Raw genomic sequence first — 26,672 nt, forward strand, 5'->3', positions numbered from 1 at the left:
TATTACCTCTTATTTGTTGTTTTTATAGAATTTATATAAATGCTCTTCAATCAGAGCTTCTAAAATATGGGGAAGCGGCATTGCGGTTATCCCTGCAAGTTCAATATTCTCCTGCGAAAGAGGTATCAGAAGTTTTTTTGCAGGACTAAGTGACACGGCTTCGGCAATTCCCGGGGTGACCTCACCCATCATGGCATGGGCCATAATAATACCTATGGGCCCGATTATTACATCAACATTCCGTACGGTCTGGATAATGGCATTTTCTCCGGAAGCACCGCGATTAGCCCTGGCTTTAAGCATCTGAGCCGTGGCTATGGCATTTGTTCCCAGGGCAATTATTTCAAAATACTCATGAAACAATCCCTTAAGTTTTTTTATGACAGCGCTGCCGATACCTCCACCCTGCCCGTCTATAACGCAAATCTGTTTCATAATAATAATTAGATTCCAAGTTTACAGCTTTATGATCTTCTTCCAGGAATGTTTCTTTCTTTTTGAAAGACGTTTGCTGGGCCCCTTCTTCTTTGTTGTGGGAATCCAGCCCGGATTATCATCTTCGACCATCCCTTTTATATCCATATATTCCGCCATAATCATTTTTTCCTCAAAAAGAGGAGAACTGATTGCTGCAGAGCCGTAAGAAACAGCCGTATTAATAATATCCCGGTCGGAACTGACGACCATAGCCTTTTCTCTCTCCCTGGCGGCCATTCTTTTAATTACTGCATCGGCAGACTCTCCTTGGCGGGAAAATTTTATTATTATTCCTTTAATATAATCCCTGAACGCTATTATGGAATGAGAAGTTGTTCCGTCAAAAACAACGGTAATTTTATGATGCTTTATTTTTTTATATTTTATAAGCGCCTCTATCAGGGCATCCCGACCTGATTGCAAATCCTGCTGATCAAGCAGGCTCAATCTGTTGGATTGGCGTATAAGATTATAACCGTCTACTATAAGATGAATTGACATAGCTTTATTATTTTTTCAACATACCGAGCAGCCGGTCTAGATCATCATCATTATAAAATTCAAAAAAAAGCTTTCCTTTTTTGTCCTTTCTCTGAATTGTAACCCTTGTGCCGAAAAGGCGTGCCAAGTCATCTTCAATATCTTTAAAATATAATGAATCAGAATCCGGCTTTTCTTTGAGCTGAATCTTTTTCTTTTGATTGATCCGTTTAATAAGCGCCTCGGTCTCTCTGACGGAGAGCTGTTTTTCTACAACTGTTCTCCAGACATCGATCTGCCGGGCAACATTTGAAACACCTAACAATGCCCTGGCATGCCCCATGCTTAAAGTTCCTTTGATTAAATCAACCTTTATCTGCATGGGCAACTGTCTTATCCTTAAAAAATTGGCAACTGCGGGTCTGCTTTTCCCCACCCGCTCAGCAACCTGTTCCTGGGTCATATCGAATTCATTCATCAAACGATAATATGATTCCGCCTCTTCAAGCGGATTGAGATCTTCCCGCTGGACATTTTCAACAACAGACATCTCAAGCATTTCAGTATCAGAGATATCTTTTATAATTACAGGGATCTGGTTAAAGCCTGCCATTTTAGCGGCACGCAGACGTCGCTCGACGGCAATCAATTCATAACCGATATAATCCTTTCTTACCAGAAGTGGTTGAATTATTCCCTACTCTTTGATTGATTTACTCAATTCTTCCAGAGCCTGATCTGAAAAATCAAGTCGAGGCTGATATCTGTTAGGCCGGACCAAATCTATGGCACACGTAATATATTCTTTTGCCTGGTTTTCTATGTTGTCAAATTCCGGTATTAAAGAATCGAGACCTCTTCCCAGAGCCATTTTTTTTCCATTTGCAACCCTTGTAATTCGTAGTAAAACTATCATGATCAATTATTACCGTTAATTATTTCCTTTGCCAGCGAGAAGTAACTTTGTGCTCCGACGGACGCGGCATCGTAAAGAAGAATCGGTTTTCCGTAGCTTGGTGCTTCACCCAATCTTACATTTAAGCTCAATCCGTGAGGGGATTACCTTTAGAGTCTCGATATCGCTCTCCACAACAAGATCAGCCGACTGAACCTCCCCTATCATTCCATGATAGATAGTATGTTTCAGCCGGGTTTTGTCAATCCCTATTCCGATTGTCGCATTTGCCTGGGGGTCGCAATCCACAAGAAGGATCCGCTTTTCGGAAACAGCCATAGCGGCCGAAAGATTTATTGCTGTGGTAGTTTTTCCTACGCCACCTTTCTGGTTGGCTATACTGATAATTTGTGCCATAATGAAATTAATTTACCATAAAAAATTCTGTTTGCAAAGATAATTGATTTAAGAAAATGTGCATAAAAAATATATTAAAATTATTTATAATTTACCTGCTTTCAATTATTCTCAGCGGCATATTCATACCTGCACCGGCCATAGCCATTACTGCCAGGGAAGAAGAAGATATGGGCCTTAAATTCATGGAAATGGCGAAAAGGCATTTTGAGTTTATAGAAGACCCTGTTATCATTAAATATATAAATAAAATCGGTAACAGAATAATAGCAACTCTTCCGCCGCAGCCTTTTAAATATCATTTTTATATGATCAAGCAGGATGTTTATAATGCCTTTGCCGTGCCGGGCGGCCATGTTTTTATAAACAGCGGTTTATTTGAAGCCATGGAGGGTGAAGATGAACTTGCCGGTATACTAGGCCACGAAATTTCGCATGTACTTTGCCGTCATATATCACAACGGATTGCAAGATCATCAAAAGTCGGCATCGCGACAATGGCCGGTATGATTGCTGGAATTCTTTTAGGTATAGATGGTTCCGGATCCGCCGCAAGCGCCATGACTATAACCTCTGCTGCGGCAGGACAGTCTGCCATGCTGGCTTTCAGCCGGGAAAACGAAATGCAGGCCGATCAGATAGGATTAAAACTGCTCTCAAAAGCCGGTTACAGCGCCCAAGGCCTCCTTACAATGCTTAAAAAAATTCGCGATAAAAGCTGGTTCGGTTCCAAAGAAATTCCTTCATACCTTATGACCCATCCCGCTGTGGAGGATCGTATAGCTTATATCGATGTCTGGATGAACGGAAACAAAGATAGTGGAATGTCTGTGCGTAAAATAAATCCTTTTGATTTTGAAAGAGCGCATACAAGGCTTGAAGTGGTTTACGGGGATGAAAACCATGTAAAGAAAAAATTCGAGGCAAAGCTTGCAAAAGATCCTTCAAACCCAATGGCCAATTATAGATTAGGGCTTATCCTGGCAAGAACAGGCAACAGGGATGACGCTATTCAGCACCTAAAAAAAGCATTGCGTAAAAATGTTTTTGAACCTAACGTATTAAAAGATCTCGGAAGAATATATTTTCTGAATGGTGACTACGAGGAAGCCTTAAATACATTAAAAGGGGCGCTGAGCATCACGCCGGATGATTTGGAAGCGCTATTTTTTCTTGGCCGCACCAGAATGGGACTGGGTAATTATAAAGAGGCGGCCTCAATATTTGAAAAACTGATTACCGCTAAAACGGGAAACAGGGCACAGGTATTATATTTTCTTGGCAAGACTTATGGTAAACAGGATAAGCTCGGCGATGCGCATTATTATCTTGGCATCTATTATAAAGAGAAAAGAGATGGAAAAAATGCCGTTTTTCATCTGCAAAAATCATTGAAATATATAGATAACAAGGAGAAAAAGAAAAAAATTCTGGCCATGCTTGAAAAAATCAGGGGTAAATCATCCAGGCTTAAGAACGATAAGGATAAAACCGGTTTTAACAAAAATTTATATCAAGGGATGTTACCGAAATATTGACAATTTTTTTTTTTTTTGGGATAAATAGTTTTTTTAATATCATATTTGATCTGTATTAGATTATTTAAAAAGATCTTTTTAAAGGAGGAAAGTTAATGGCGGAAGAACAAAGATTGACGTTAAAAGGAGTATCTATTGCGGATTTTAGTCATGCGTTGTCCGCACCGTACGGGAGCATGCTGCTGGGGGATCAGGGCGCCGACATAATCAAGATAGAAAATCCCAAGGGGGACATTTTCCGAACTCTGATGGGAGGCGCTTATGCCGCTGTTGTTCATCGAAACAAAAGAACAATTTCTTTAAATCTTAAAATGAATGAGGCTAAAGAGGTAGCACGAAAAATTATTGAAAAATCAGATGTTTTGATCGAAAATTTTACGCCTGGAGCAATTGAAAGGCTCGGTTTCGGTTATGATGAGGTCAGGAAATACAACCCGCGGATCATTTATTGTTCAGTATCCGGTTATGGACAGACAGGACCTTACAGTAAGCTTGGCGGGTATGATGTTGTAGCACAGGCAATATCAGGCATAATGGACAACACCGGCGAGCGTGACAGACTGCCCGTACGTATCGGCCCGTCCATCGTAGATATGGGTACAGGGATGTACCTGGCTATGGGTGTCATGCTTGCTTTGATGGACAGGGAAAAGACAGGCAAAGGACAGCATATCGAAATTTCGCTTATAGAAACAGCTCTTTCCTGGATGTCAGCGCAGGCGGCCTACAACTCCATGACCGGAGAAATCCCTTTAAGATTCGGTTCCGGTTTTTTTCCTTTTTGTCCCTACAAGGTCTATGAAGCTTCGGATCAATGCGTTTTTATAGGCGTTTCAACGAACAATTTTTGGGAAAAATTCTGTAAAGAATTCGATCTGATGAACCTTTATGAGAGAGAAGATTTTAGAGATCCCGCAGATAGAGTTGCGAAGCGTGATGAACTCGACGAACTGGTTCAGGACGCCATGAGCAAATTAAAGGCCGGGGATATTATAGACCGTCTTAGAAAAACCGGGATTCCATGTTCTCCTGTAAATAATATTCAACAGGCCGTTGCAGAACCACATGTTATAGAGCGTGGATGCCTGGCAGAACAGGACCATCCCACCGCTGGAAAAATAAAGTTTGTCAAAAATCCGATTAACCGGGATGGAAAATTTCCGGAAGTTCGTTCCCCGTCTCCCGAGATGGGGCAGCATACCAAGGATATTATGTCTGAATTAGGATATTCAGACGATGAAATAGAGACCTTGATTGCAGCCGGCGCTGCCGTTGCACAGGAAAAATAGAGAGATTAATAGAATCTTGATTTTTTAGGATATGAATGGGTTCCTTAAAAGCTATCCCATTCTTTAACAACAGGAGGTGATCCCTTGATAGAAAAGAGCAACATAGGGAAAGAATATCCGGAGCGCACGTTTGAAATCGAAAAATGCAAGATACGTGAACTTGCACGAGCGATCGGAGACAAAAGCAAAATATTTTACGATGAGGATGCCGCGCGGGAGGATGGTTTTGAAGGACTGGCTGTTCCACCTACTTTTTTTACTCTCTTTGCAATGGCAGGCGGGCTTGAATCTGTTATTAAAGATCTTGAAATCAATATGGCCAAGCTTTTGCATGGTGGTCAGGAATATGAATATTTCAAACCTGTTAAACCGGGCGACGTCGTAAAGGCCAAAACAATAATAACGGATGTAATAGAAAAATCCGGAAAAGCCGGAACCATGGATTTCGTTGTCATGGAAACAACCTATATTAATCAGAATGAAGAACCTGTGCTGCGCGACAAGTGTACTCTCGTGGTTCGAAGATAAAAGTCAATAGGAGGAAACAATGGCGCAACCTAAAGTATTGTTTGATGATATTGAGGTCGGTTATAAAATACCGCAGCTTGTTAAAGATCCGATCACAGAGACTCAGCTTGTAATGTATGCCGGGGCTTCAGGAGATTTCAACCCGATTCATACAGTTCATGCCTTTGGTGAAAAAGCCGGTTTCGGCGGAGTGATAGGCCATGGAATGTTATCCATGGGTTTTGCAGGTCAGTTCATGACGAACTGGGTCGGAGTTACGGCTGTAAAAAAACTTGCGGTGCAGTTTAGAGCTGTGACTAAACCTAAAAACGTGATAACTGTTTCAGGAACGGTTGTTAAAAAATATACTGAAGATGGTCAAAATCTGGTCGATTGTGAGTTTTTGGCTGTCAACCAGAATGGCGACAAGATTATAATGGGGACGGCTACAGCAGAGCTTTCTTAAAAACTGTTAAAAAAATAATGCGAAAGCATTTGGCAGGCCGATGAGGAAATATATACATCAAAAAAAGTCTGATGATGTTATAATCAATACAATATCAGGCTACTACACCATAGAGAAGGAAGAAAACATAGATTTTAAAGGCCGGGATCTCCTTTGCGTTACAGGGATGGGTATCATAGACTCATCCTGCTGTGGAGTGGGAGGCTGTAGATATGCGCTTGTCCCAGGATATGTTCAGTCAAGCGAGCAAGATGAAAACGGCTCCATCATATCAGAGGTGGAGCCTGTCTTCAGCAAAGAGGACAAAGTAGAAATAATAAAAATATTGAAAGAACAAGAGGTTGTTACACAGGTAGAATTCTGGTAATATATAGATTGTCAGATAATAAATTTCACAAGGCCAGAGGGAGGAAGGCGTATTATAATACTCCGACGACCGATAACGCAGTGAAATTATTTATGTGACAATCTATAATTAAGGACTCGTTCAAGGCAGCAATATTCAAGATAATTTTTAATCTTAAGGAGGTAAAATCAATGACAGGAATTGTATCTTACGGCGCATATATTCCAAGGTACCGAATAGATCGCAAAATTATTTACAAGGCCATGGGTTGGCTTAATCCAGCCACTTTTATGCCTGGTGAAAAAGCTGTGGCCAATTATGATGAGGATAGCATTACCATGGCAGTTGCCGCAGGCATAGACTGCCTTGGAGATATAGACCGCAACAGCGTAGACGGCGCTTTTCTTGCCAGCACAACCTTTCCTTACAACGAAAGACAGAGTGCTCAAATCATGGCAGATGCCTTTAATATGCGCTCTGATATTCGGACAGTCGATTTTGCAGACACATTGAAATCCGGCACAACAGCAGTACTTACAGCTCTTGATACTGTTAAAGCCGGAAGTGCAAAAAATATTATCGTTTGTGCCTCAGATATTAGAAAAGGCAAAGCCGGCAGCATCCAGGAAGAAATGTTTGGCGATGGCGCAGCTTCCCTGTTGTTGGGGAATGATAATGTTATCGCAAAGGTTGTGGGATCACATTCAGTTTCTTATGACTTTGTTGATCATTGGAGATCTGATACCGACAAGTATGACCGCCAATGGGAAGACCGCTTTATTCGAGACGCGGCCTACAAACCATTTATTATTGAATCGATCAGCGAAGTACTCAAAAAATGCGGCCTGGAAGCTAAAGATATAGCAAAGTTTGCATATCCGTGCCTGTATGCCGGGGATTTTAAAGGGATTGCAAGAAAATTTGGCCTGGAAGAAACCCAGTTACAGGATCCAATGATAAATAATGTCGGCTTTACCGGTACGGGAAATCCTTTAATGCTGCTAGTGGCAGCTTTGGAAGATGCAAAACCCGGAGATAAAATTTTGGTTGCCAGTTTCGGTACAGGCAGTGATGCTATAATATTTGAAGTAACTGATGAGATAGAAAAGATAAAAGGTTCCAGAAGAGGTATTAAAAAAAATCTTGCAGCAAAACGAAACCTTGATTTGTATGAAAAAATGATAGCATTCCGGGAGTTATTACCGGTTGAAAAAGGTATTCGCGGTGAAGGAATGCCCTTTACTCCATTCTCCAAGCTTTGGAGGATACGAGATCAGGTGCATGGGCTGATTGGAAGCAAATGCACAAAATGTGGAACACCACAATTTCCGGCTCAAAAGGTGTGTGTAAATCCTGATTGCGGAGCCATTGGCCAGATGGAAAAATACAGCTTCTCTGATAAAAAAGGTAACCTGATTATGTACACCGGCGATAGCCTGGCATTTAGCCCCAGCCCTCCTGAAACATATGGATTGCTGGATTTTGAAGGCGGCGGCAGATACCAGTTTAATATAACAGATGTAGATTTAGAAAATTTAAGTGTCGGAATGTCGGTTGAAATGAGTTTCAGGAAAAAGTATGTTGACACCAAGTTTGGTGTGCATGGTTATTTTTGGAAGGCTGTACCGGTAATAGAGTAGTTTTTATAATGACCTGTATCCAAAATAAAAAATAAATTCTTATTTTGACACCTGTTTTAGGAGGTAGAAATGGCAGAAGGAATAAAAGATAAAGTCGCAATTATCGGCATGGGTTGCACAAGGTTCGGTGAGCGATGGGACATGGACTCCGAAGGGCTTATTGTTGAAGCTTTTCAGGAAGCAATAAAAGATGCCGGTATAGAAAAAAAAGATATAGATGCAGCCTGGTTTGGTTCATCCATGACAGACACTAATGTTGGAAAAACATCAATGCCTCTTAGCATGACTCTAAAGCTTCCCTACCTTCCGGTAGCACGCGTTGAAAATTTTTGTGCCACAGGTACCGAAGCTTTGCGAGGAGCTGTATATGGAGTTGCATCCGGCGCGTATGATATATGCCTGGCCCTTGGGGTTGAAAAACTCAAAGACACCGGATTTGCCGGTCTTCCGGATATGCCGTCGATGTTGGGCACTGATGCTAAATTTATGATGTCCAATATAACGGCCCCCGGCGAGTTTGCAATGATGGCCATTGCCTATTTTGAGAAATACGGATTAACCCCGGAAGAGGGCAAGGAAATAATTGCCATGGTTTCTTCCAAGAGTCACAGCAATGGCGCAAAAAATCCCAAAGCTCATTTAAGGCGGGAGGCTTCTGTAGAAAAAATTATGAATGCCCCCATGATTGCCTATCCATTAGGTCTGTTTGATTGCTGCGGAGTCAGTGACGGCGCTGCCGCCGCCATAGTCTGCCGTGCGGATATGGCCAAAAATTTTGGCAAACCTGAACCGGTCAAACTCAAGGCCATGCAACTGGCGCTCTGCTCAGGCGCTGAATTAATGTACAGCGATTGGGACGGAACATATGTAAAAACCGGTAATGAATGCGCCATCAAAGCTTATAAAGAAGCTGGGATCAAGAATCCCAGGGAAGAGATGAGCCTGCTTGAAGTTCATGACTGCTTCTCGATTACAGAACTTGTAACTTATGAAGATCTACAGATTTCTGAAAGGGGCAAGGCCGGGAACGATGTTAGAGATGGCTTTTTTAATCTTGACGGGAAGATACCATGCCAACCTGACGGCGGATTGAAATGTTTCGGCCATCCCATCGGAGCTTCCGGGTTGAGGATGATGTATGAAATATATTTGCAGCTCCAGGGGCTGGCCGGTGACCGACAGATTAAAGATCCATCCCTCGGGCTCACCCACAACATGGGAGGATTCCCCAATCAGAATATTGTCAGTATCTCTATCGCCGGCTTGTAAAATTAACGCTGGATAATTTAACCCGGTGGGCTGAAGGCTCACCGGTTTTTTTTTATACACAGGGTCATATTAAATTTTACAATCCCAGGTGATAAAATGAACAGGTATAAAATACATCCGATTGTAATGGGTACAAAAATTTTCGATAAGGGAATGATGACCTATCAGCACGACTATGGCAAGCCTTACACAATACCGATATATTGCTGGTACCTTGAGGGGGGAGATAAAAAAGTCATTGTGGATACTGGCGAAATGAATCCTGTTAAATCAGAGGCAAGAGAAGCGTCAATCGGCGGCAAGATCTATACTTTTGAAGAAGGTCTCAGCCGCTGGGGACTCGCACCTGAAGATATTGATATTGTGATCCATACACATCTGCACAATGATCACTGTGAAAACGACTATAAGTGTGTAAATGCCGTTTTTTATGTACATGACAAAGAACTAAAGCGGGTACACGATCCCCACCCCCTTGATTTCAGGTATCTGGACGATTATATAATAGATGTGGAAGAGGCCGGTCAGATATCGACTATAACAGGTGATACTGAAATAATTTCCGGCATTAAGGTTATTCATACTCCGGCCCATACCGATGGAGGGCTTTCCGTGCTTGTGGAAACATCCAAAGGTCGGGCTGTAATAACCGGGTGTTGCACTATTATGGAAAATTTCAACCCTCCTAAAGAGATCACTGCCATGGAGATGGATGTTATCCCTCCGGGAACCCATGTGGACGCATACGAAGCATACGATATTATGCTGAAAATAAAAGATATGGCTGATATCTTGATACCTTTGCACGAACCCGGATTTGCGGCTGTAGATACTATAGGTTAACAGATTGGAAAATGAGTGATTCATGGAAATGACCTCAAACGAATCGTTGAGGCACTCCGTAAACGGGAACATAAATCAAAGCGCAAGCTTACGCATGGATAAAAAAGGCAGAGCCTGGGAATGAAGGTAAAACTACCGCCTTGGCTTGATGCATATGGAGCTATAAATAGTTATTGATATTTTATTCATTCTTATTTATAATTATCTATTATGAGTAAAATATATAGAATAAACGAATTTGCAAAAAGAATAGGAAAATCAGCCTCAACATTAAGACGTTGGGACACAGAGGGTAGGTTGATAGCCAAGAGGACACTTACCCCTATGTGTCAGGGGCATGGTTCGAAAAGGACGATTGAGGGGAAAAAAAGAGATTGACGATCGGGTACGCACAATACTGAAAAAGTACAGAATCGGAAAACACTTCAATCTTGATATCCGGGAGGACGGGTTTATTTACAAAGTCAATGAGGACGAGCTCATTGCCGAAATAACGGCAAAGAGCAAGGGCAATCAAGAGTTAATCGAAAAGCGCCTTAAAAGAAGCCGAACTCACATTGAGTCTATCTCCAGGCAATTGGCAAAGCTTAGCCGGAAGATCGACAAAGGCCGGCTGCATGGACAGGACAAGATTGGTGTTCGTGTCGGCAAGGTTATCAACAAGTACAAGGTCGGCAAGCATTTCGAACTCGACATTCGTGACAACGATTTCAGCTTCGGAATCAATCGAGATAAGGTCAAAAAAGAGGCTGCACTCGATGCTATAGCGATGGAATCTACATCGTACGAACCAGCCTTTCCAAAGAGAGAATGGATGCAAACGAGACGATACGTGTGTAGGCAGTACGATCGCATCAAGGCGAATTCTAACAATATGTATTTACAGGATATTTGTGCTTTTTTTAAAAGGGAACTTCAGATTAAAAATTCTGTTTCATTAATTCCACTTTCTACATACTGAGCTATTTTGTTTCCTGAAACATCATATAAGAAAGCTGCCGTAATATCAGGTGTTGCACGTAATCCTGTCAGTATTTCTTTTGCAGCTTTATGGTCATTGAATGCAAGTGCGGCGAACTGTTCCACCCAATTACGCTTGTCAAGGTTTCAAGTTCGTTTAAAGCTTCTTTTTTTGCGGTTGTATTTTCGTAAGCAATTATTGCCGTTATTATCAAAAGTACACCAATGCAGGCAATGATGACCATGCACAGAATAAGTTTACTGCGGATTGAGGACGAACGAAACCGCTTAGAAGTATGTGTCATTTTAATTTTGTCTCCCTGGTTATTGAAATTCTGTTTATTCAACAATGGCTGCCGGATTAAGTAGTCTGGAACTTATTTCCAAGCCTGACTCCATGGCATTGTGAATATTCATCTCAAAACCTATGGTTAAGATCGATTTTTTTTATTACTGCAAAAACTCTTGCTAAATTGCCTTGACTCGATCTGCAAATTGATGTTTGGAATAAAAGGAAAAAAACAAATTCCCCAAACTATCTATCGGTTAAAATTTAAAAACCTTTAAAAATTAATTAAAATCAATCCAGTTTAACCTCACCTTAGTTTGTGTTGTGCGCTCAGATTGAGCAAAGCCGCAGGAATAACGAGCTATTTATAAGCCAATTTTATAAAATATGGTGTAAATGAGGAGCGCGCAAAGACAGCTTGCAGATTATATGCCAAAATATAAAATAATTTTTGATCTAATCCTAAGTTGAGGAAATGAAAGGATATTTGCAGAGGTGCATCCTGTTGAAAACTATAGACCGTCAGATAATTACCCTATTTTGAAATTTGGCACAAGGCCAGAGGGGTAGGGGTTCAAAATTTTGAACCCCTCTACTCCAAACCTCCACCCAACACAGCATAAAGCCTCACCTGGTTGGCGAGTCTGGCCAGGCGGAGCGAGATAAGCCCCTGCTGCGCTGCAAATAGGGATCGCTGCGCATCAAGGACACCCAGGTAGCTGTCAATCCCCTTTGCATAGAGTTTATTCGAAAGACGATATGTTTCTGCAACCGCAGCTACCAGGGATTGTTGCGCAGATACCTGCTGGTTTATTGTGCCTTGCATAGCAAGGGCATCGGCTACTTCCCTGAAGGCCGTCTGGATTGCCTTCTCATACTGGGTCAGGACGATTTTGCGATCGGCTTTGCTGACCCGCAGCCTGTCATCAAACAACCCAGACCGTAAATTCTTTTCCTCCATAGATAACCTTATGACCGACCCGGCCCATGAAAAACGCCTCAACCTTTGAAATGCCCCTTCGCCCGACAACAATTGTGCCGCAGCCGCAGGCTTCCGCTTCCTTGATAATGGCCTGGGACCGGCTGGGTACACCGGAAATTATTTTTTCAGATATTTTTTCAAATTCAAACCCTGATTCCAGCACCATTTTTTTTATAAATTGAAATTGTTGTGTTATTTTTGTTCTAAAGGCTTCAACACAGTTATTAAGATTTTCAATTTTGGGAAACTTCGGCTTGTTAACTTCAGGAAGTTCGAAGTTTATAGCCCCCAGGCCTGGAATTGCATGAAAAATATGGGCCTCATACCCATGTCCTCCTAACAATGAAGCAACAAATTCAACCGCTTTCATCGAACAAGGTGAATCATCCACGGCCAACAAAATTTTCTTGACAGGAGCGGCCTGTCCCACAATGATAATCGGGATTGATGTTAAGGATTGCAGCAGCTTGACAGCAACGCTGCCAAGTATGATACTTTTCAGAGCACCCATTCCCCGCCTTCTCAAGACGACTGCGCTATAACCGTTTCTTGCTTCATTTATGATGTCCCTGGCAACCCCTTTTTCCAAAAAATGAAATTTGATTTCAATTGACTGTCCCGAAAACCCGCCTGCGATCAAAATTTTTTTCGCCTCTTCCAGATACGCCCGGATTTTTCTTTTCTGCTCTGTTCCCCGACTTTTTAATTGACTTACGGCGCCAACGCACGTTGGCTCGTTTTCTAATTCCCGATATTCTTCAGGTACACCGCTGAAGACATGAAACAGCACAATCCGCGTATTCTCATCAACGGGCATAAAATCATTTACATAGTTAACCGTTTGTATGGATCGTTCGGAACCATCAACTAATACCAGCAGTTTTTTTTGAATTGTCATATTCTATCCTCCAACAGCAATTCTAATTATGGCATTTTTTTTTGCCTGCTCTACGATTATAAATGGATGAGATGTTATGGGTTTTTTATTTATTATGAGGTGTCTCAGGCGGCTCACCGCCTCCGCCCAATACCGCGTAAAGCCTCACCTGGTTGGCGAGTCTGGCCAGGCGGAGCGAGATAAGCCCCTGCTGCGCTGCAAATAGGGATCGCTGCGCATCAAGGACACCCAGGTAGCTGTCAATCCCCTTTGCATAGAGTTTATTCGAAAGACGATATGTTTCTGCAACCGCATCAACGAGAGATCGTTGCGCAGAGACCTGCTGGTCTATTGTGCCCTGTACGGCAAGGGCATCGGCTACCTCCCTGAAGGCCGTCTGAATGGCTTTTTCATACTGGGTCAGGATAATTTTCCGATCTGCTTTGCTGACCCGAAGAGCGGCCCAGGTGCGGGCGTCAAAAATCGGCATTACAATCTGCGGTGCAAAGTTCCATGTGTCCGATCCGGAACTGAAGAGACCGGAAAGCTCGTCGCTTGCGGTTCCGAGCGAGGTGGTCAGTGAAATACGGGGGAAAAAGGCTGCACGGGCCGCGCCGATAAAGGCGTATGCTCCCTTGAGACGATGTTCTGCGGCCACAATGTCCGGCCGGCGCAAAAGCGCCTCGGAGGACAGGCCCGGGAAAATCTCTTTTGGGGGGGTAACGCTGCTCAGATCCGCCGGCAGGATATCTTCGGGCACCGGCGAGCCGGCCAGAAGGTTTAATGCGTTCTGGGCCTGAGCCACCATTTGCTCATAGCGGGCAACATCTCCCCGGGATGTATCCACCGGGATTTGCGCCCGGCGCAAATCCAGTTCGGTCGCAATACCGACGTCATATTGCCGTTTAATCAAGTCATAGGCAGCTTGCCGGGTTTCAAGGGTGGAGCGGGCCAGCTTGAAATTTTCCCGGTCGGCGGCAAGGGTCAGGTACGCCATGGCAACCTCGGACACCAGCGCAATCTGTACGTTGCGGCGTGCCTCATCCGTAGCCAGATACTCTTCCAATGCCTGTTCTTTCAGGCTGCGGATACGGCCGAAAAAATCGATCTCCCATGCAGCAACCCCCAGGTTTATGCTGTATTGTTCGACTGTCCTCGATTCCCCCGGGACTGAAAGATCGGATGAAAGGCGCTGTTTGCCGCCCCCTCCCGCTGCATTGACCGTTGGGAACAGCTCAGCCCGTTGAACGCCGTACAAGGCTCGGGCCTTTTCAACGTTCAGTGCGGCAAGCCGCAAATCACGGTTGTTGACCAAGGCCATCTCAATAATCTTCTGTAACGACTCGTCGGCAAAAAACTCCTGCCGGTAAAGCTCGGGGATAATTACCGCATCAGGTTGTGCCGGAATATTTTTATAGGCTTTACCCTGCGGCCACTGTGCCGGAATCGGGGGCGCGGGCCGGGTATATTTGGGGGCCAGGGAACAGCCGCCCAATAAAATCAACACTCCCGCTATTACTAACATTTGTTTTCTCATTTTAAACCACCCCCCGAGATTTATTGGCTGTCGGATTTTTATCGGGGCTTTGGCCGGGCGGCTCTTTTTTGAAAAAACCGGCAACAATCACAAAAAAAAGCGGGATAAAAAGAAGATCAATAAAGGTTGCTGACAGCATGCCGCCGCAAACCGCCGTACCGATGGCATTTTGGGCCCCTGCCCCGGCTCCGCTGGTAATAGCCAAGGGCAGAACCCCGAAGAAAAAAGCCAGTGAGGTCATGATAACGGGTCGGAACCGGGTCTTTACGGCTCCGATGGTGGCCTCGATCAAACCATCCCCGCGCTGCAACCGCTCTTTGATGAACTGAATGATCAGGATGGCATTTTTTGTCGAAAGGCCAAGGGTGGTAAGAAATCCGATCTGAAAATAGACATCGTTGGGCAGACCCCGCTGCGACGTTGCCACGATTGCCCCTAATACACCTAAGGGTAACATTAACAGGTTGACAAAAGGGATTGTCCAACTTTCATACAGGGCGGCTACACATAAAAAAATTACGAGAATGGAGAACGCGTAGAGAATCGGTCCCTGGGCGGTTGCCATCCGCTCCTGGTAGGAAAGCCCTGTCCAGTCAAAGCCGATCCCTTTCGGCAACTTCGAAATGAATTCTTCCATGGCAGCCATGGCCTCGCCGGAACTCCTCCCCGGCGCAGGCTCGCCCCAGATGTTGATAGACGGAAAACCGTTATAACGCTCTAATTTGGGAGAACCATAAGTCCAGTGTCCGGACGCAAAAGAAGAAAAGGGGACCATCTTCCCCTGGCTGTTGCGCACATAGAGCTTTTCCAGGTCTTTGGGCAGCATGCGATAGGGAGTGTCTGCCTGAACATACACCCGTTTGACCCGTCCTGCCTGGATAAAGTCGTTGATATAGGCGCTGCCGAAGGCCGCGGCAATGGTGTTGTGGATGGCGGTGATGGAAACCCCCTGGGCACCGGCCTTTCCCCAATCCACGTCGATGTAGTACTCGGGCACGTCTTCCATGCCGTTGGGCCGGACCCTGATCAATCTCGGATCCCGGGCAGCCATGCCGAGAAGCTGGTTACGGGCCGCCATCAGCGCGGCGTGACCCAGACCGCCATAGTCCTGTAACTGAAAATCGAAGCCTTTAGCATTGCCCAGTTCAATGACCGCCGGCGGCGGAAAAGCGAACACCATGGCATTGCGGATTTGTGAAAACATCCACATGGCCCTGCCAGCCACTGCCCCGGCCTTCAAGTCCGGCCGCTCTCGCAGTTTCCAGTCCTTGAGGTGAACAAATCCCAGGGCCACGTTCTGACCTCGGCCGGAAAAGCTGTAACCTGAAACCCACGCAAAGGATTCCACCGCGCCTTTCTCATCTCCCAAAAAATGATTTTTGACCGCCTCCATGACCTTTTCAGTCTGATCAAGGGTCGAACCAGACGGAAGTATGGCCTGGACAAACAGGATTCCCTGATCCTCATTTGGAAGATAGGATGTGGGCATCCGATGAAAAAGAAAACCTACCGTTGCGATCAGCAGGATATAGATAAACACGTAACGCATACGTTTGGCAATCGCGTGACCGACCAGTTTTATATAGAAATCTCTTATGCGGAAAAAAACCCTGTCAAACCAGCGAAAAAAGGGGCGCAGAAAAAAAACCGCATTATCAGCCGGTTCATGCCCGATTGGCACCGGCTTGAGAAACGATGCGCAGAGAACCGGGGTCAGGATCAGGGCCACTACAACCGAAAGTAGCATGGAGGAGATGATGGTCACAGAAAATTGGCGGTAGAGAACCCCGGTAGAACCCTGGAAAAAGGCCATGGGCCCGAACACAGCCGAGAGTGCCAGACCGATACCGATCAGGGCGCTGGTGATTTCTTCCATCGACTTGGCCGTGGCATCTTTGGGTGAAAGGCCCTCTTCGCTCATCAGCCGCTCAACATTTTCGACTACAACGATAGCGTCATCCACCAGCAGACCAATGGCCAGCACCATGGCGAACATGGTCAGCATATTGATCGAGAATCCCAGAAAATTCAGCATTGCAAAAGTACCAAGCAGGACGACAGGCACGGCGATAGTCGGAATCAGTGTGGCTCGGATGTTGCCCATGAAAAGATACATGATAATAAAAACCAGCAGGATCGCCTCGAAAAGGGTCTTGACCACCTCGTCGATGGCCACCCTGGTAAAGGGGGTAGTGTCGTAAGGATAAACCACCTTCATGCCGGAAGGAAAATAGCGGCTCATTTCAACCAGTTTCCCCTTGATGGCATCAGCGGTCTCCAGGGCATTGGCTCCGGAAACCTTGCGGATGGCCATAAAAGCAGAGGGTTTGCCGTTGTAATGGGCAATGACATCATACCGCTCGGTTCCTAGTTCCGTCCGTCCGACATCCCTGATCCGCACGATGGAACCGTCAGGATTGATGCGGATTGGAATGGCGGCAAACTCCTTCGGGGTCTTGAGCAGGTGCTGTACGATAATTGAGGCGTTCAAGCGCTGACCTTCCATGGCCGGCGCCCCGCCGAACTGACCCGCGGAAATTTCCACATTGTAGGCCCGCAGCGCCATGATGACATCTTCCATGGTCAGGTGGTAATTGGTCAGTTTGTCAGGATTGAGCCAGACCCGCATGGAATACTGGGTACCAAAGTTTTGCACTTCACCCACGCCCGGCACCCGGGCCAACACCTTTTCCAAGTTGGACTGGGAATAATCCCGCAGGTCATTGCCGTCCATGCTGCCGTCTTCCGAGATCAGTCCCACGATCAGCAGGTAGTTTTTGGTCGATTTGCTGACCTTGACTCCCTGACGTTGAACAACATCGGGCAGGCTGGCCATTGCAAGCTGGAGCTTGTTCTGCACCTTGGACCAGGCGAGATCCGGATCGGTACCCGGGGTAAAGGTCAGCTCAATGCGGGAGGCGCCGGAAGAATCACTGGCGCCGGAGAGGTACAGCAGTTTGTCAAAGCCGGTCATTTTCTGCTCGATGATCTGGGTTACGGTATTTTCAACGGTCTCCGCCGAGGCTCCGGGATAAAATGATTCAATGGCAATGGACGGAGGAGCGATGGAGGGATACTGCGATATAGGCAGATTATAGATCGCCAGCGCCCCGGCCGCCATCATGGCGATAGCGATGACCCATGCAAAGACCGGACGTTCCAGAAAAAATTTTGATAACATCAGGCACCTCCGTCCGTTCGCTTTTGCGGCCGGACGTCAGGTTCGGCCTCAGGCCTGCGCCTGGTTTTATTCTCATTAAAAGGAACAACCTTTACGGTACCGCCGGGCCGCACTCTTTGCATCCCTTCGACGATCAGCTGGTCGCCGGGAGCAAGACCTGCCGAAACGAGCCATTTGTCTCCGATGGCCCGGTCGAGCGTAAGCATCCGCTGCCGGACATTGTCTGAGGCATCCACGATCAGCGCGACGGGATTCCCCTTGCGGTCGCGGGACACGCCCTGCTGGGGAACGAGGATGCCTTGTTCATTGACACCTTCTTTAATAACCGCCTGAACGAACATGCCCGGCAGGAGAACGTCTTCCGGATTTGGGAAGACAACCCGCAGGATGACGGATCCCGTCGTTGGGTCCACCGTGACATCACGAAACTGGAGTATCCCTTCCTGTGGATATGGTGTACCATCTTCCAGGATGAGCTTGACCTTGTTTTGGTTTGTTCCATACTTCTTGAGGCGGCCATCCTCCAAACGGCGTTTCAGACGCAAGAGTTCCGTGGTGGATTGGGGGACATCCACGTAAATTGGATTCAGCTGTTGAATGGTTGCCAGTTCCACGGGCTGATAAGCCGTCACAATAGCACCCTCTGTCATATTGGATCTGCCGATGCGGCCTGTGATGGGTGCGTTGATACGGCAGTATCCCAGATTGATACGAGCCGTCTCTACCTGGGCCTTCCAATATTGAATCTCTGCCTGGGCCTGTTTCAGGGCAGCAGCCGCGTCGTCATAGTCCTGTTGACTTACCGCTTTATCCGCAAGCACTTCCCTGTAACGCTCGGCCCTTAACCTGACCGCAGGCAGATTGGCCTCAGCCTTGCCGAGTCCGGCCCGGGCATTGTCGAGTGCCGCCTGGAAGGGAGCGGGATCTATCTGATAAAGAACCTGACCGGCCTTGACATGGGAACCTTCCCTGAAAAATCGTTTCTGAAGCAGGCCGCTGACCTGTGGCCGGATTTCGGCAATACGGAAAGGCGCCGTGCGGCCTGGCAATTCAGTGGACAGCATAACTTTTCGGGTTTGCATCGTTACCGTGGAGACTTCCGGGACAGGGGGCGGAACAGGTGTTTGACGGCACTCGCAACCTGCCGTCAAAAAGCCGACTGACAGGGCAGCTAAAAACAGACTCCACTTAAAGATTTGAGACACAATTCCATTGTTTTGCATCAGGGATACTCCAAGTATTTATATTATAAGTTGCCAAAATCCTGCAAATAATTACGGATTAACCAACCCTTTGAATAAAAGGTTCAATATGACGTCCGGGTCTCCAGGATAAGGATGTCGCTCAGGCGCTTCCAGCCAGAGAAAAAGAAAAGCATTGCAAAGACTGCTAAGGGCAACGGCCAGGTGGTACGGCTCGGCGATCTTCTGAAACCGTTTTTTTTTTATTCCGCTCTCAAAAATCGAGGCAAGGGTATGCAGAAGCTGGTCATATTGTTCCCGAATTTTGATATCAAAGCCTGCCTTGATATTGAAGCTTGCGCCCCGAGTTTCAGTAAAATAAAGGCGGATGGCGGAGACGTTGTCCATAAAGACTGTGCTTTTGACCTTCACGTAATTTCGTAGTTTTTCAATCTCGTCATCCCCTTCTTCCATGGCCTTCTTTAAGGCCTTATGGAATTTTTCGGCCTGCTCAACGATAAGGGATTTGTAGAGATCTTCCTTGTTCTTGAAAAACTTGTAGAGCGTTCCTACGGCAAATTCGGCTTTTTCCGCAATCCCGTGCATGGATACATTATGGTACCCTTTTTCAGAGAAAAGCTCCAGGGCGGCGGCAAGCATATCTCGACGCTGCCTGAGTTTCTCTCTTTCTCGACGTGATAGTTTCTCTCCTTGCATTATCCGGCCTCCGTTTGGTCTGGTGTTGTCAATTTTTACAAATCTGACGTCTGATTATATAAAATGACATCAAAATCATATTTTAAGGTGTTCACCTTTGTTGTCAAGAAAAAAAAGTATCCCCAATTTTTCGAAGACAAGATGTTACACTATTTGCCCCTTACCAATCTCATAAATCAGTTGATTTTCAAAAAAAAGCATGTTATCTAAAAAAATATGTCTGAGTTTATTTTTATAGATTTCTATATAAAAGAATTCCAATGTGTTATCGGTCAAAACCTTCTGCCAAAGTACCCCCCTCAGGTTTTACCCTATACCCTTGTGAAATTAATTATTTAAAAATTTATATGTCCTGATAAATTCGTATAAACAAATTTTTTGCATCATATTTTTATTATGGAAGGAGAAATAATGGGAGTAAACAAGGAATTATTGAAACTGATGGAAGATGATGAAGACTTGATAAGAAAGGCTCAGCCTGTTATAAAAAAATTATACATAGATAAAGGCTATTCTAAGGAAGATGTCGATGATACTTATGTAGAAGTGGTAAAAGAACTTTTTGAGGATGACGATCCCCTTGCCTGATCAATGCATTGACTTGCCGGCATTAATTTGTGTTTCAGCTAACAATTGTCATTTCGACTGAAGGAAAAAAATCTGTGAGCTTAATATTTTTCGCTATATTCGATCTGACAAAGCAAATCGGAGACCTATAGATTGTCAGATAATAAATCGGGTAATTAGGAACTAGGACAAAATAACTTCCTCAACTATGCATCACAGCTTCAGGCCATCTTTACTCGATCTAAAATTACAAAAATCTTGAAATAGCTCGCTATTCCTGCAACTTTTATAATTTTCGATCGAACAAACCTAACCTAAATCTGTGCGCCTACTTGTGGAAATTATTTCGTCCCCGTTCCTAAGTTCATTAATATTGTTTATATTAAGTTTATTTTAATCTGTTTTTAAGATTTTTTGAATATTTTTATTCGTGCGTGCCGATATATTGTTCCCTTGAGGCGTTGTCCTCAACTCCCGCAAAATTGACCTCACGGTTTTATGATTCAAGTAATTAGCGTCGAATTCCTGCATGTGGGCGGAATCCAGCAAAAGATATTTGCACGCGTACAAATAACCTGTCCGTGAAAATTCCGGTTTGTGATCATTGGTATGCGGCCCGAGTGATCTATGTGTGCGTGTGAAAACACGATGTTCCTGATGATATTCGGGTCGAACGGCAATACATTGTTTTTTTGGGCAGTCTCTTTCCGACGTCCCTGAAACATACCACAATTCAGTAATATCCGGTCGGTTTCAGTAGTAATAAGATGCATCGAACCGGTAACTTCCCTTGCAGCGCCATAAAACGTAACATGCATGTATTATACCCCCCTGCATTATCCAAATTTATACCTCCAAAGGCCAAAAATTATTTGAAACGGCACTCAAATCAATATCAAATTAAAAAATACAGGTTAAAATTTGTTTGTTTTGGTAAAAGGTTTGCCATAAGCCCGATCAATTATTCTTGAAAAAACACTTCAAGGGTATTATATTAAAATTTATATTTATTTTATAAACCGTCAAATAATTACCCTATTTTGAAATTTGGTACAAGGCCAGAGGGAGGCAGGGGTTCAAAATCTTGAAGATGGGGCAGGATTCAAAATCTTGAACCCCTACTACGACGACCGATAACGCAGTGAAATTATTTATGTGACGGTCGATAGCGTCGTTTTTTTATTAAACATGTTTAATCGGGGTTTCCTGTGCTTGGCATAATAGGTGGAACAGGTCTTTATAATATTAGAGATCTTAAGATAATAAAAAAAGAGCTTGTAGATACGCCTTTCGGAGCGCCGTCCGGTGCCATGGTAACCGGAGAGCTGGATGGTGGAAAAGTAATTTTTTTGCCCCGCCACGGTGAGAACCATCAGTGTCTGCCTTCAGAAATAAATTACCGCGCAAATATATTTGCATTAAAATTAGCCGGTGTCACGCAAATCATAAGCATCTCCGCCGCCGGTAGCCTCCGCAGCGAGATTGCGCCTGGGGATTTCTCGGTTCCAGGTCAGTATTTTGATATGACCAAAGGTATTCGCAAGGCGAGTTTTTTCGGCAATGGCATGTCCGCTCATGTTTCCACGGCAGAGCCGGCCTGCCCGGTATTGACAGAGGCTATTAAAAATGCCGGCACAAAAATTAAAGAGCCGGTTCATACAGGAGTGGTGTATGCCTGTGTGGAGGGCCCGCGGCTGGGGACTGTGGCGGAGAGTAATTTCCTAAGAAATGCCGCGTCATGCGATATTGTCGGTATGACTAATTTACCCGAAGCATTCCTGGCCAGGGAAGCCCAAATATGTTATGCATCCATTGTCATTGCCACTGATTATGACTGCTGGCTTGATGATCCCTCAAAACATGTTTCAGTTGCAAAAGTAATTGAGCTGTATGAATCCAGCCTTGGAAAGGTGATTCATTTGTTGAAATTATTTATACAGGAACTTCCCCCCGTAAAACCGCACCTCTGCCGTGAAAGCCTTAAAGATGCAATGATTACACCTGCAGACGGGCTGCCGGATGATCAAAAGCTTATTCTTGCTGTTCTTCAAAGATAGATTTTATCCGGTGTTGATAGTCCTTAACAGGTATAGATTGTAAGACAAATAATTTCACTGCGTTATCGGTCGTCGTAGTAGGGGTTCAAGATTTTGAACCCCTGCCCCATCTGGCCTTGTGCCAAATTGTAAAATCGGGTAATTATCTGACAATCTATATTTTTATTGCTTTTCATTTCAACAAATACCCACATTTCATCACAATCGACTAAATTTCAAGTTTAACCTCAGTAATATAATATATTTATCTGAATCAATTTTTGTTTACATTTTGTAAAAAAAGTCGACACATTCTTTTCTAATTTTGAATTTAATAGAAAGCGTTGTTCAATAAATAATAAGTTATTTTAAGTAGTTAATCCACAAAAGACATCTGTATGGGGTTGGCATCTTTTTTGCGCTATTAATTGAGTATATTTCTTTTGGCTCGCTTAACCAGTGCCAGCCACAGATGAAAAAAATTCAAGTTTTATAACAATAGAAGGGAGAAAATCAACCATGTTAGTAAAAAACTGGATGAACAAAAAGCCGGTTACAATTAATGCAGATGCTACTGTCCAGGATGCAGTGGAATTGATGCTTAAAAATGAACTCCATTTACTCCCTGTTTTGGAAAATGACTTGCTGGTAGGGGTTGTAACAGACAAAAATCTTAAAAAAGTATCTGTGCCTGATCTTGATATACAGCCGGCAGATGATCCGGACGATAAATTTTCAAGGATTAAAATCAAAGAAATTATGACGGCGGAGCCTGTTTCCATTCCATTGGATTATACTATTCAAGAAGCCGCGGAAGTATTCCTGGTTAATAAAATATCGGGAGCGCCGGTTCTTAATGATAAAAAAAAGATGCTCGGTCTTATCACACAGGCGGATATTTTCAGAGCAATGATTTTATTTACAGGCACTGGAGATAAAGGAATTCGTTTTGCCGTTGATCAGGTTAATTTTTCCGGATGTGTAAAAGAGATAACCGACCTTATCCGGGATCATGGGGGACGCGTTAATAGTGTAATGACATCCGTCAAGCGGGCTAAGGAAGGCCATATAAAAATTTATATTACCGCATATAATATTGACGCCCCCAGCCTTCGGAGGCTGAAAGAAATTTTGGAAGAAAAAAGCACTCTGCTTTATATGATGGATAATTCTGCTAACGAGAGAACTATTTACTAGGCTTTTTTATAGCGAACACTAAGGAACGAAAAATATGGGTGTAGAGAATATAAACAGGATGTTTCAACCGAAATCCGTCGCTGTAGTAGGCGCCAGCGAGAGACCTGGTAGTATCGGAAATGCGCTCATGCGGAATTTAATCAAGAGTGAATTTTCAGGAACTGTTTATCCGGTCAATCCGAACCATAAAACAATCTGGAAGCATCCCGCCTACCCATCGGTTCAGGATATTAAAGCATCAATAGATCTTGTTATAATTTCCACTCCGATTGTTACAGCGCCGCAAATTGTGAGGTGCTGCGTAGACTCTGAGGCAGGGGGTGTGGTTATTATTTCGGCCGGTGGGAAAGAAACCGGGACCAGTGGCAAAAAAATAGAAGCTGCCATAAAAAAAGAGATAAAGCATAGCGGGCTTCGTGTTATCGGCCCTAATTGTCTTGGAATAGTCTGCGGTAAAGCGGCCTTGAATGCCAGCTTCGCAAGTCACATGCCTCTGAAAGGCAAGATGGCATTTATTTCCCAGAGCGGCGCTATCTGTACCTCAATACTCGATCTTTCAATCAAGGAACAGTTTGGGTTCAGCTATTTTATAAGCCTCGGTTCAATGCTGGATGTCGATTTTGGAGATATGATTGATTACCTGGGTGGTGATCCTGAGGTCAGTAGTATCGTAATGTATATTGAAGGCCTTAACCGTTTCAGAAATTTTATGAGCGCTGCGCGCGCTGTATCGCGGGTTAAGCCGATTGTTGCGCTCAAATCAGGACGCACCCGGGCCGGCGCAAAAGCTGCGGCATCGCATACCGGGTCCATGGCCGGAGAGGATACTGTTTATGATGCTGCCTTCAGGCGCGCCGGTATTGTAAGGGTTAAAACCTTTGAGGAACTATTCGATTGCGCCGAATTACTTGCCAAACAGCCCAGGCCCAGGGGTTCGGGACTTGCTGTGATTACCAATGCCGGCGGTCCCGGGGTAATGGCCGCCGATGCCCTTGCTGATTACGGTATTGAACCTGCCGCTTTACTCCCTGAAACCGCTATAAAACTCGAAGCAATCCTGCCATCATACTGGAATTGCGGAAACCCTATTGATATTTTAGGTGATGCGGCAGCTGAAAGATATAATAAGGTTGTAGAGATATGTTTAAATGCCAGGGAGATTAACGGCCTGTTAATAATGCTTTCTCCTGTGGCCCAGGTTGATCCCGCAGATATTGCCGAATCAATTATCGGTCTTCTTGGAGGAAAAAAAATTCCTGTTATAACTTCATGGATAGGCGGGAGCTATGTTGAGGCCGGCCGGAAAATTTTTAACAAAGCCGGTATCCCGACTTTTGACACGCCGGAGAGGGCGATAAGAGCCTTTATGGATCTTGATCTATATGCGAAAAATATTGAAATGCTCCAGGAGATACCATCCAAGTTTCCCAAGAAACTGGAATTTGACCGTAAAAAGGCGAAGGAACTGGTTAATAATAAAATAGAAGCCGGAGAATTTAATATGACGGAAATTGATTCCCTATCGCTCCTTGAGGCATATGGAATTCCTGTTAATCCCGCCATAAAAGCCCTATCCGCAAAAGAGGCTGGGGATAAAGCCGAAGCAACCGGATTTCCTGTTGTTATTAAAATCAATTCAAAAGATATAAGCCATAAGACAGATGCAGGGGGTATAGCTTTAAATATAAAAAACAAGGCTGAAGCCATAGATTCGTTTGCTAATATTATGCGCAATGCAAAGGAATACAACCCTGAAGCCGTAATTGAAGGGGTGACGATACAGCCCATGGTTAACGATGTGGACTATGAACTTATCCTGGGCGCAAAAAAAGACCATGATTTCGGACCGGTTATCCTTTTCGGCATGGGGGGCACCCTGACAGAGGTAATTAAAGATATGGCCATTGCCCTGCCTCCCATTAATCGACTGCTGGCCAGGAGGCTGATGGAACAGACCAAGGTCTATTCCATTCTGCAAGGATTCAGGAGCCGCCCTCCTGCTGATTTGGTCTTTATTGAAGAAATTCTTATCCGTTTATCCCAGATGGTTACAGATATTGCCGAAATCGAGGAGCTCGATATAAATCCCCTTGTTATTAAACAAGGAAAAATCTGCGCTGTTGATGCCCGTGTTATTTTGAAACCTGCGGATATCCCGGCTCCATTTCATCTTGTTATAAGTCCATACCCCAATCAGCATGAGGAGATTATTACGCATCCAAAGCTTGGTGAGCTGTTAATACGACCCATAAGACCCGATGATGCTACGCTGCTTGAAAATCTTTTTAATACGCTTTCTCCCCAGAGTGTATACCATCGGTTTTTCGGATACCTGAAGCGTCTTCCTCACAGCATGCTGGCAAGGTTTACCCAGATAGACTATGACAGGGAAATAGCTTTTGTAGCTCTCAGCAATACGAAAGACGGTGAAATAATGTTGGGAGCCGCCCGGGTTATCACCCAGATTAATCGCAAGCATGCCGAGTTTGCCGTTCTGGTGGGAGATCCATGGCAGGGCAAAGGTATAGGAGCGGAATTGCTCAAACGCTGCCTGGCAATTGCAAGAGAACATGGGATAGAAAAGGTCTGGGGGATGGTGCTTTATGAAAATACCCAGATGTTGTCTTTGAGCAAAAAAATCGGCTTTACAATAAAAAAGAATCCAGGGGCCGGTGTTTATGAATTAAACCTGGAACTCGGGAAGGCTAAATTATAAATTTTCATATAAGAGCAGAGGGTATTTTTTAAAAAAGTTTTCCATAAACAGGATGCCTCGCCCTATAAGTTCGATCTATGTATTAACTGCGATTATATTAAAAAACCTCAAACGGCTGTGGATATAATTCATAGTGCGTTTATGGAAAAATTTGCCTCTGATTTAAGTGATTAATATATAGATTTTTAGATAATTAATTGCACAAGGCCAGAGGGAGGAAGGGGTATTGTAATACTCCGACGACCGATAACGCAGTGAAATTATT

The 26,672-nt window shown here is 44.5% G+C and carries 26 protein-coding genes and 2 pseudogenes; 14 read left to right on the top strand and 14 right to left on the bottom strand.

Annotation, left to right across the window (positions count from 1 at the left end):
* Positions 1 to 9 precede the first annotated feature (9 nt).
* From BuS5_RS00965 to BuS5_RS00980, 5 genes and pseudogenes are all read right to left on the bottom strand, one after another.
* Positions 10 to 435 (bottom strand): DUF3842 family protein, encoded by a 426-nt coding sequence (locus tag BuS5_RS00965; RefSeq protein WP_027354248.1) that lies wholly within the window; start codon positions 433 to 435, stop codon positions 10 to 12.
* A 21-nt stretch (positions 436 to 456) separates the two neighbouring features.
* Positions 457 to 978, bottom strand: coding sequence for an NYN domain-containing protein (locus BuS5_RS00970; RefSeq protein WP_027354249.1), 522 nt, complete (start codon positions 976 to 978; stop codon positions 457 to 459).
* Between the two features lie 7 nt (positions 979 to 985).
* Positions 986 to 1,192 carry a hypothetical protein gene (locus BuS5_RS20295; protein WP_443112716.1) on the bottom strand — a complete coding sequence of 69 codons (207 nt, stop codon included), beginning with the start codon at positions 1,190 to 1,192 and terminating at the stop codon, positions 986 to 988.
* Positions 1,190 to 1,873 (bottom strand): annotated as a pseudogene (locus tag BuS5_RS00975) (ParB/RepB/Spo0J family partition protein); the annotation flags it as partial. The gene BuS5_RS20295 and the pseudogene BuS5_RS00975, both read right to left, overlap by 3 nt.
* A 105-nt stretch (positions 1,874 to 1,978) precedes the next feature.
* Positions 1,979 to 2,269 (bottom strand): ParA family protein, encoded by a 291-nt coding sequence (locus BuS5_RS00980; protein WP_027354250.1) that lies wholly within the window; start codon positions 2,267 to 2,269, stop codon positions 1,979 to 1,981.
* 56 nt (positions 2,270 to 2,325) lie between these two features.
* Here BuS5_RS00980 and BuS5_RS00985 point away from each other — a divergent pair, with 56 nt between their 5' ends.
* The 10 genes and pseudogenes from BuS5_RS00985 (at position 2,326) to BuS5_RS01030 (ending at position 11,128) form a co-directional block, all read left to right on the top strand.
* Entirely contained in the window at positions 2,326 to 3,807 is a 1,482-nt protein-coding gene (locus tag BuS5_RS00985; protein ID WP_027354251.1) for a M48 family metallopeptidase, read from the top strand.
* A gap of 95 nt (positions 3,808 to 3,902) precedes the next feature.
* On the top strand, positions 3,903 to 5,096 hold the full coding sequence (locus tag BuS5_RS00990) for a CaiB/BaiF CoA transferase family protein (protein ID WP_027354252.1): 1,194 nt from the start codon (positions 3,903 to 3,905) through the stop codon (positions 5,094 to 5,096).
* A gap of 84 nt (positions 5,097 to 5,180) precedes the next feature.
* Positions 5,181 to 5,624: a MaoC family dehydratase N-terminal domain-containing protein gene (locus BuS5_RS00995; protein ID WP_027354253.1), complete on the top strand. Its 444-nt coding sequence runs from the start codon at positions 5,181 to 5,183 to the stop codon at positions 5,622 to 5,624.
* A gap of 19 nt (positions 5,625 to 5,643) precedes the next feature.
* The gene (locus BuS5_RS01000) at positions 5,644 to 6,069 is read left to right on the top strand and encodes a MaoC/PaaZ C-terminal domain-containing protein (RefSeq protein ID WP_051374869.1); all 426 of its coding nucleotides are present in this window, start codon (positions 5,644 to 5,646) and stop codon (positions 6,067 to 6,069) included.
* Positions 6,070 to 6,109: 40 nt separating this feature from the next.
* On the top strand, positions 6,110 to 6,436 hold the full coding sequence (locus BuS5_RS01005) for a hypothetical protein (RefSeq protein WP_027354255.1): 327 nt from the start codon (positions 6,110 to 6,112) through the stop codon (positions 6,434 to 6,436).
* 170 nt (positions 6,437 to 6,606) lie between these two features.
* Positions 6,607 to 8,055 carry a hydroxymethylglutaryl-CoA synthase family protein gene (locus tag BuS5_RS01010; protein ID WP_027354256.1) on the top strand — a complete coding sequence of 483 codons (1,449 nt, stop codon included), beginning with the start codon at positions 6,607 to 6,609 and terminating at the stop codon, positions 8,053 to 8,055.
* 69 nt (positions 8,056 to 8,124) lie between these two features.
* Positions 8,125 to 9,324 (top strand): acetyl-CoA acetyltransferase, encoded by a 1,200-nt coding sequence (locus tag BuS5_RS01015; RefSeq protein WP_027354257.1) that lies wholly within the window; start codon positions 8,125 to 8,127, stop codon positions 9,322 to 9,324.
* Positions 9,325 to 9,420: 96 nt separating this feature from the next.
* Positions 9,421 to 10,167, top strand: coding sequence for an N-acyl homoserine lactonase family protein (locus BuS5_RS01020; RefSeq protein ID WP_027354258.1), 747 nt, complete (start codon positions 9,421 to 9,423; stop codon positions 10,165 to 10,167).
* 210 nt (positions 10,168 to 10,377) lie between these two features.
* Positions 10,378 to 10,479: pseudogene (locus BuS5_RS01025) on the top strand (MerR family transcriptional regulator); the annotation flags it as partial.
* A gap of 25 nt (positions 10,480 to 10,504) precedes the next feature.
* Positions 10,505 to 11,128, top strand: a complete 624-nt coding sequence (locus BuS5_RS01030) for a hypothetical protein (protein WP_274427941.1) — start codon at positions 10,505 to 10,507, stop codon at positions 11,126 to 11,128.
* Here the strand turns inward: BuS5_RS01030 and BuS5_RS20300 are convergent.
* From BuS5_RS20300 to BuS5_RS01065, 8 genes are all read right to left on the bottom strand, one after another.
* Complete coding sequence (locus tag BuS5_RS20300) at positions 11,083 to 11,253, bottom strand: CHASE sensor domain-containing protein (protein ID WP_084445533.1); 171 nt, start codon at positions 11,251 to 11,253, stop codon at positions 11,083 to 11,085. The two genes, BuS5_RS01030 and BuS5_RS20300, sit on opposite strands and share 46 nt — an antisense overlap.
* Positions 11,196 to 11,432, bottom strand: coding sequence for a hypothetical protein (locus tag BuS5_RS01035; protein WP_198012164.1), 237 nt, complete (start codon positions 11,430 to 11,432; stop codon positions 11,196 to 11,198). Before BuS5_RS01035 ends, BuS5_RS20300 begins: the two co-directional genes overlap by 58 nt.
* A gap of 576 nt (positions 11,433 to 12,008) precedes the next feature.
* A complete protein-coding gene (locus tag BuS5_RS01040) occupies positions 12,009 to 12,350 on the bottom strand; it encodes a TolC family protein (RefSeq protein ID WP_027352738.1) in 342 nt (113 codons plus the stop codon).
* Positions 12,343 to 13,296: a universal stress protein gene (locus BuS5_RS01045; RefSeq protein ID WP_027352737.1), complete on the bottom strand. Its 954-nt coding sequence runs from the start codon at positions 13,294 to 13,296 to the stop codon at positions 12,343 to 12,345. The genes BuS5_RS01040 and BuS5_RS01045 overlap by 8 nt, the downstream gene beginning before the upstream one ends.
* A gap of 85 nt (positions 13,297 to 13,381) precedes the next feature.
* Entirely contained in the window at positions 13,382 to 14,812 is a 1,431-nt protein-coding gene (locus BuS5_RS01050) for an efflux transporter outer membrane subunit (protein ID WP_027352736.1), read from the bottom strand.
* Between the two features lies 1 nt (position 14,813).
* Positions 14,814 to 17,993, bottom strand: a complete 3,180-nt coding sequence (locus BuS5_RS01055) for an efflux RND transporter permease subunit (protein WP_035264086.1) — start codon at positions 17,991 to 17,993, stop codon at positions 14,814 to 14,816.
* Positions 17,993 to 19,216, bottom strand: a complete 1,224-nt coding sequence (locus BuS5_RS01060; RefSeq protein ID WP_051374519.1) for an efflux RND transporter periplasmic adaptor subunit — start codon at positions 19,214 to 19,216, stop codon at positions 17,993 to 17,995. Before BuS5_RS01060 ends, BuS5_RS01055 begins: the two co-directional genes overlap by 1 nt.
* Positions 19,217 to 19,267: 51 nt before the next feature.
* The gene (locus tag BuS5_RS01065) at positions 19,268 to 19,891 is read right to left on the bottom strand and encodes a TetR/AcrR family transcriptional regulator (RefSeq protein ID WP_027352735.1); all 624 of its coding nucleotides are present in this window, start codon (positions 19,889 to 19,891) and stop codon (positions 19,268 to 19,270) included.
* Positions 19,892 to 20,302: 411 nt separating this feature from the next.
* On the opposite strand from BuS5_RS01065, the gene BuS5_RS01070 reads away from it, so the two are divergent.
* Positions 20,303 to 20,479 carry a hypothetical protein gene (locus BuS5_RS01070; protein ID WP_157487287.1) on the top strand — a complete coding sequence of 59 codons (177 nt, stop codon included), beginning with the start codon at positions 20,303 to 20,305 and terminating at the stop codon, positions 20,477 to 20,479.
* 482 nt (positions 20,480 to 20,961) lie between these two features.
* Here BuS5_RS01070 and BuS5_RS01075 read toward each other — a convergent pair whose 3' ends face one another.
* Complete coding sequence (locus BuS5_RS01075) at positions 20,962 to 21,276, bottom strand: MBL fold metallo-hydrolase (protein ID WP_027352734.1); 315 nt, start codon at positions 21,274 to 21,276, stop codon at positions 20,962 to 20,964.
* A 390-nt stretch (positions 21,277 to 21,666) separates the two neighbouring features.
* Between BuS5_RS01075 and BuS5_RS01080 the strand changes: the two genes are divergently transcribed.
* From BuS5_RS01080 to BuS5_RS01090, 3 genes are all read left to right on the top strand, one after another.
* Positions 21,667 to 22,515 carry an MTAP family purine nucleoside phosphorylase gene (locus BuS5_RS01080; RefSeq protein ID WP_027352733.1) on the top strand — a complete coding sequence of 283 codons (849 nt, stop codon included), beginning with the start codon at positions 21,667 to 21,669 and terminating at the stop codon, positions 22,513 to 22,515.
* Positions 22,516 to 23,013: 498 nt separating this feature from the next.
* Positions 23,014 to 23,691, top strand: a complete 678-nt coding sequence (locus tag BuS5_RS01085; RefSeq protein ID WP_027352732.1) for a CBS and ACT domain-containing protein — start codon at positions 23,014 to 23,016, stop codon at positions 23,689 to 23,691.
* A 34-nt stretch (positions 23,692 to 23,725) separates the two neighbouring features.
* Positions 23,726 to 26,407: a bifunctional acetate--CoA ligase family protein/GNAT family N-acetyltransferase gene (locus tag BuS5_RS01090; protein ID WP_035264083.1), complete on the top strand. Its 2,682-nt coding sequence runs from the start codon at positions 23,726 to 23,728 to the stop codon at positions 26,405 to 26,407.
* Positions 26,408 to 26,672: the final 265 nt, after the last annotated feature.

The organism is Desulfosarcina sp. BuS5 (genome assembly GCF_028752835.1).
Lineage (GTDB): Bacteria > Desulfobacterota > Desulfobacteria > Desulfobacterales > BuS5 > BuS5.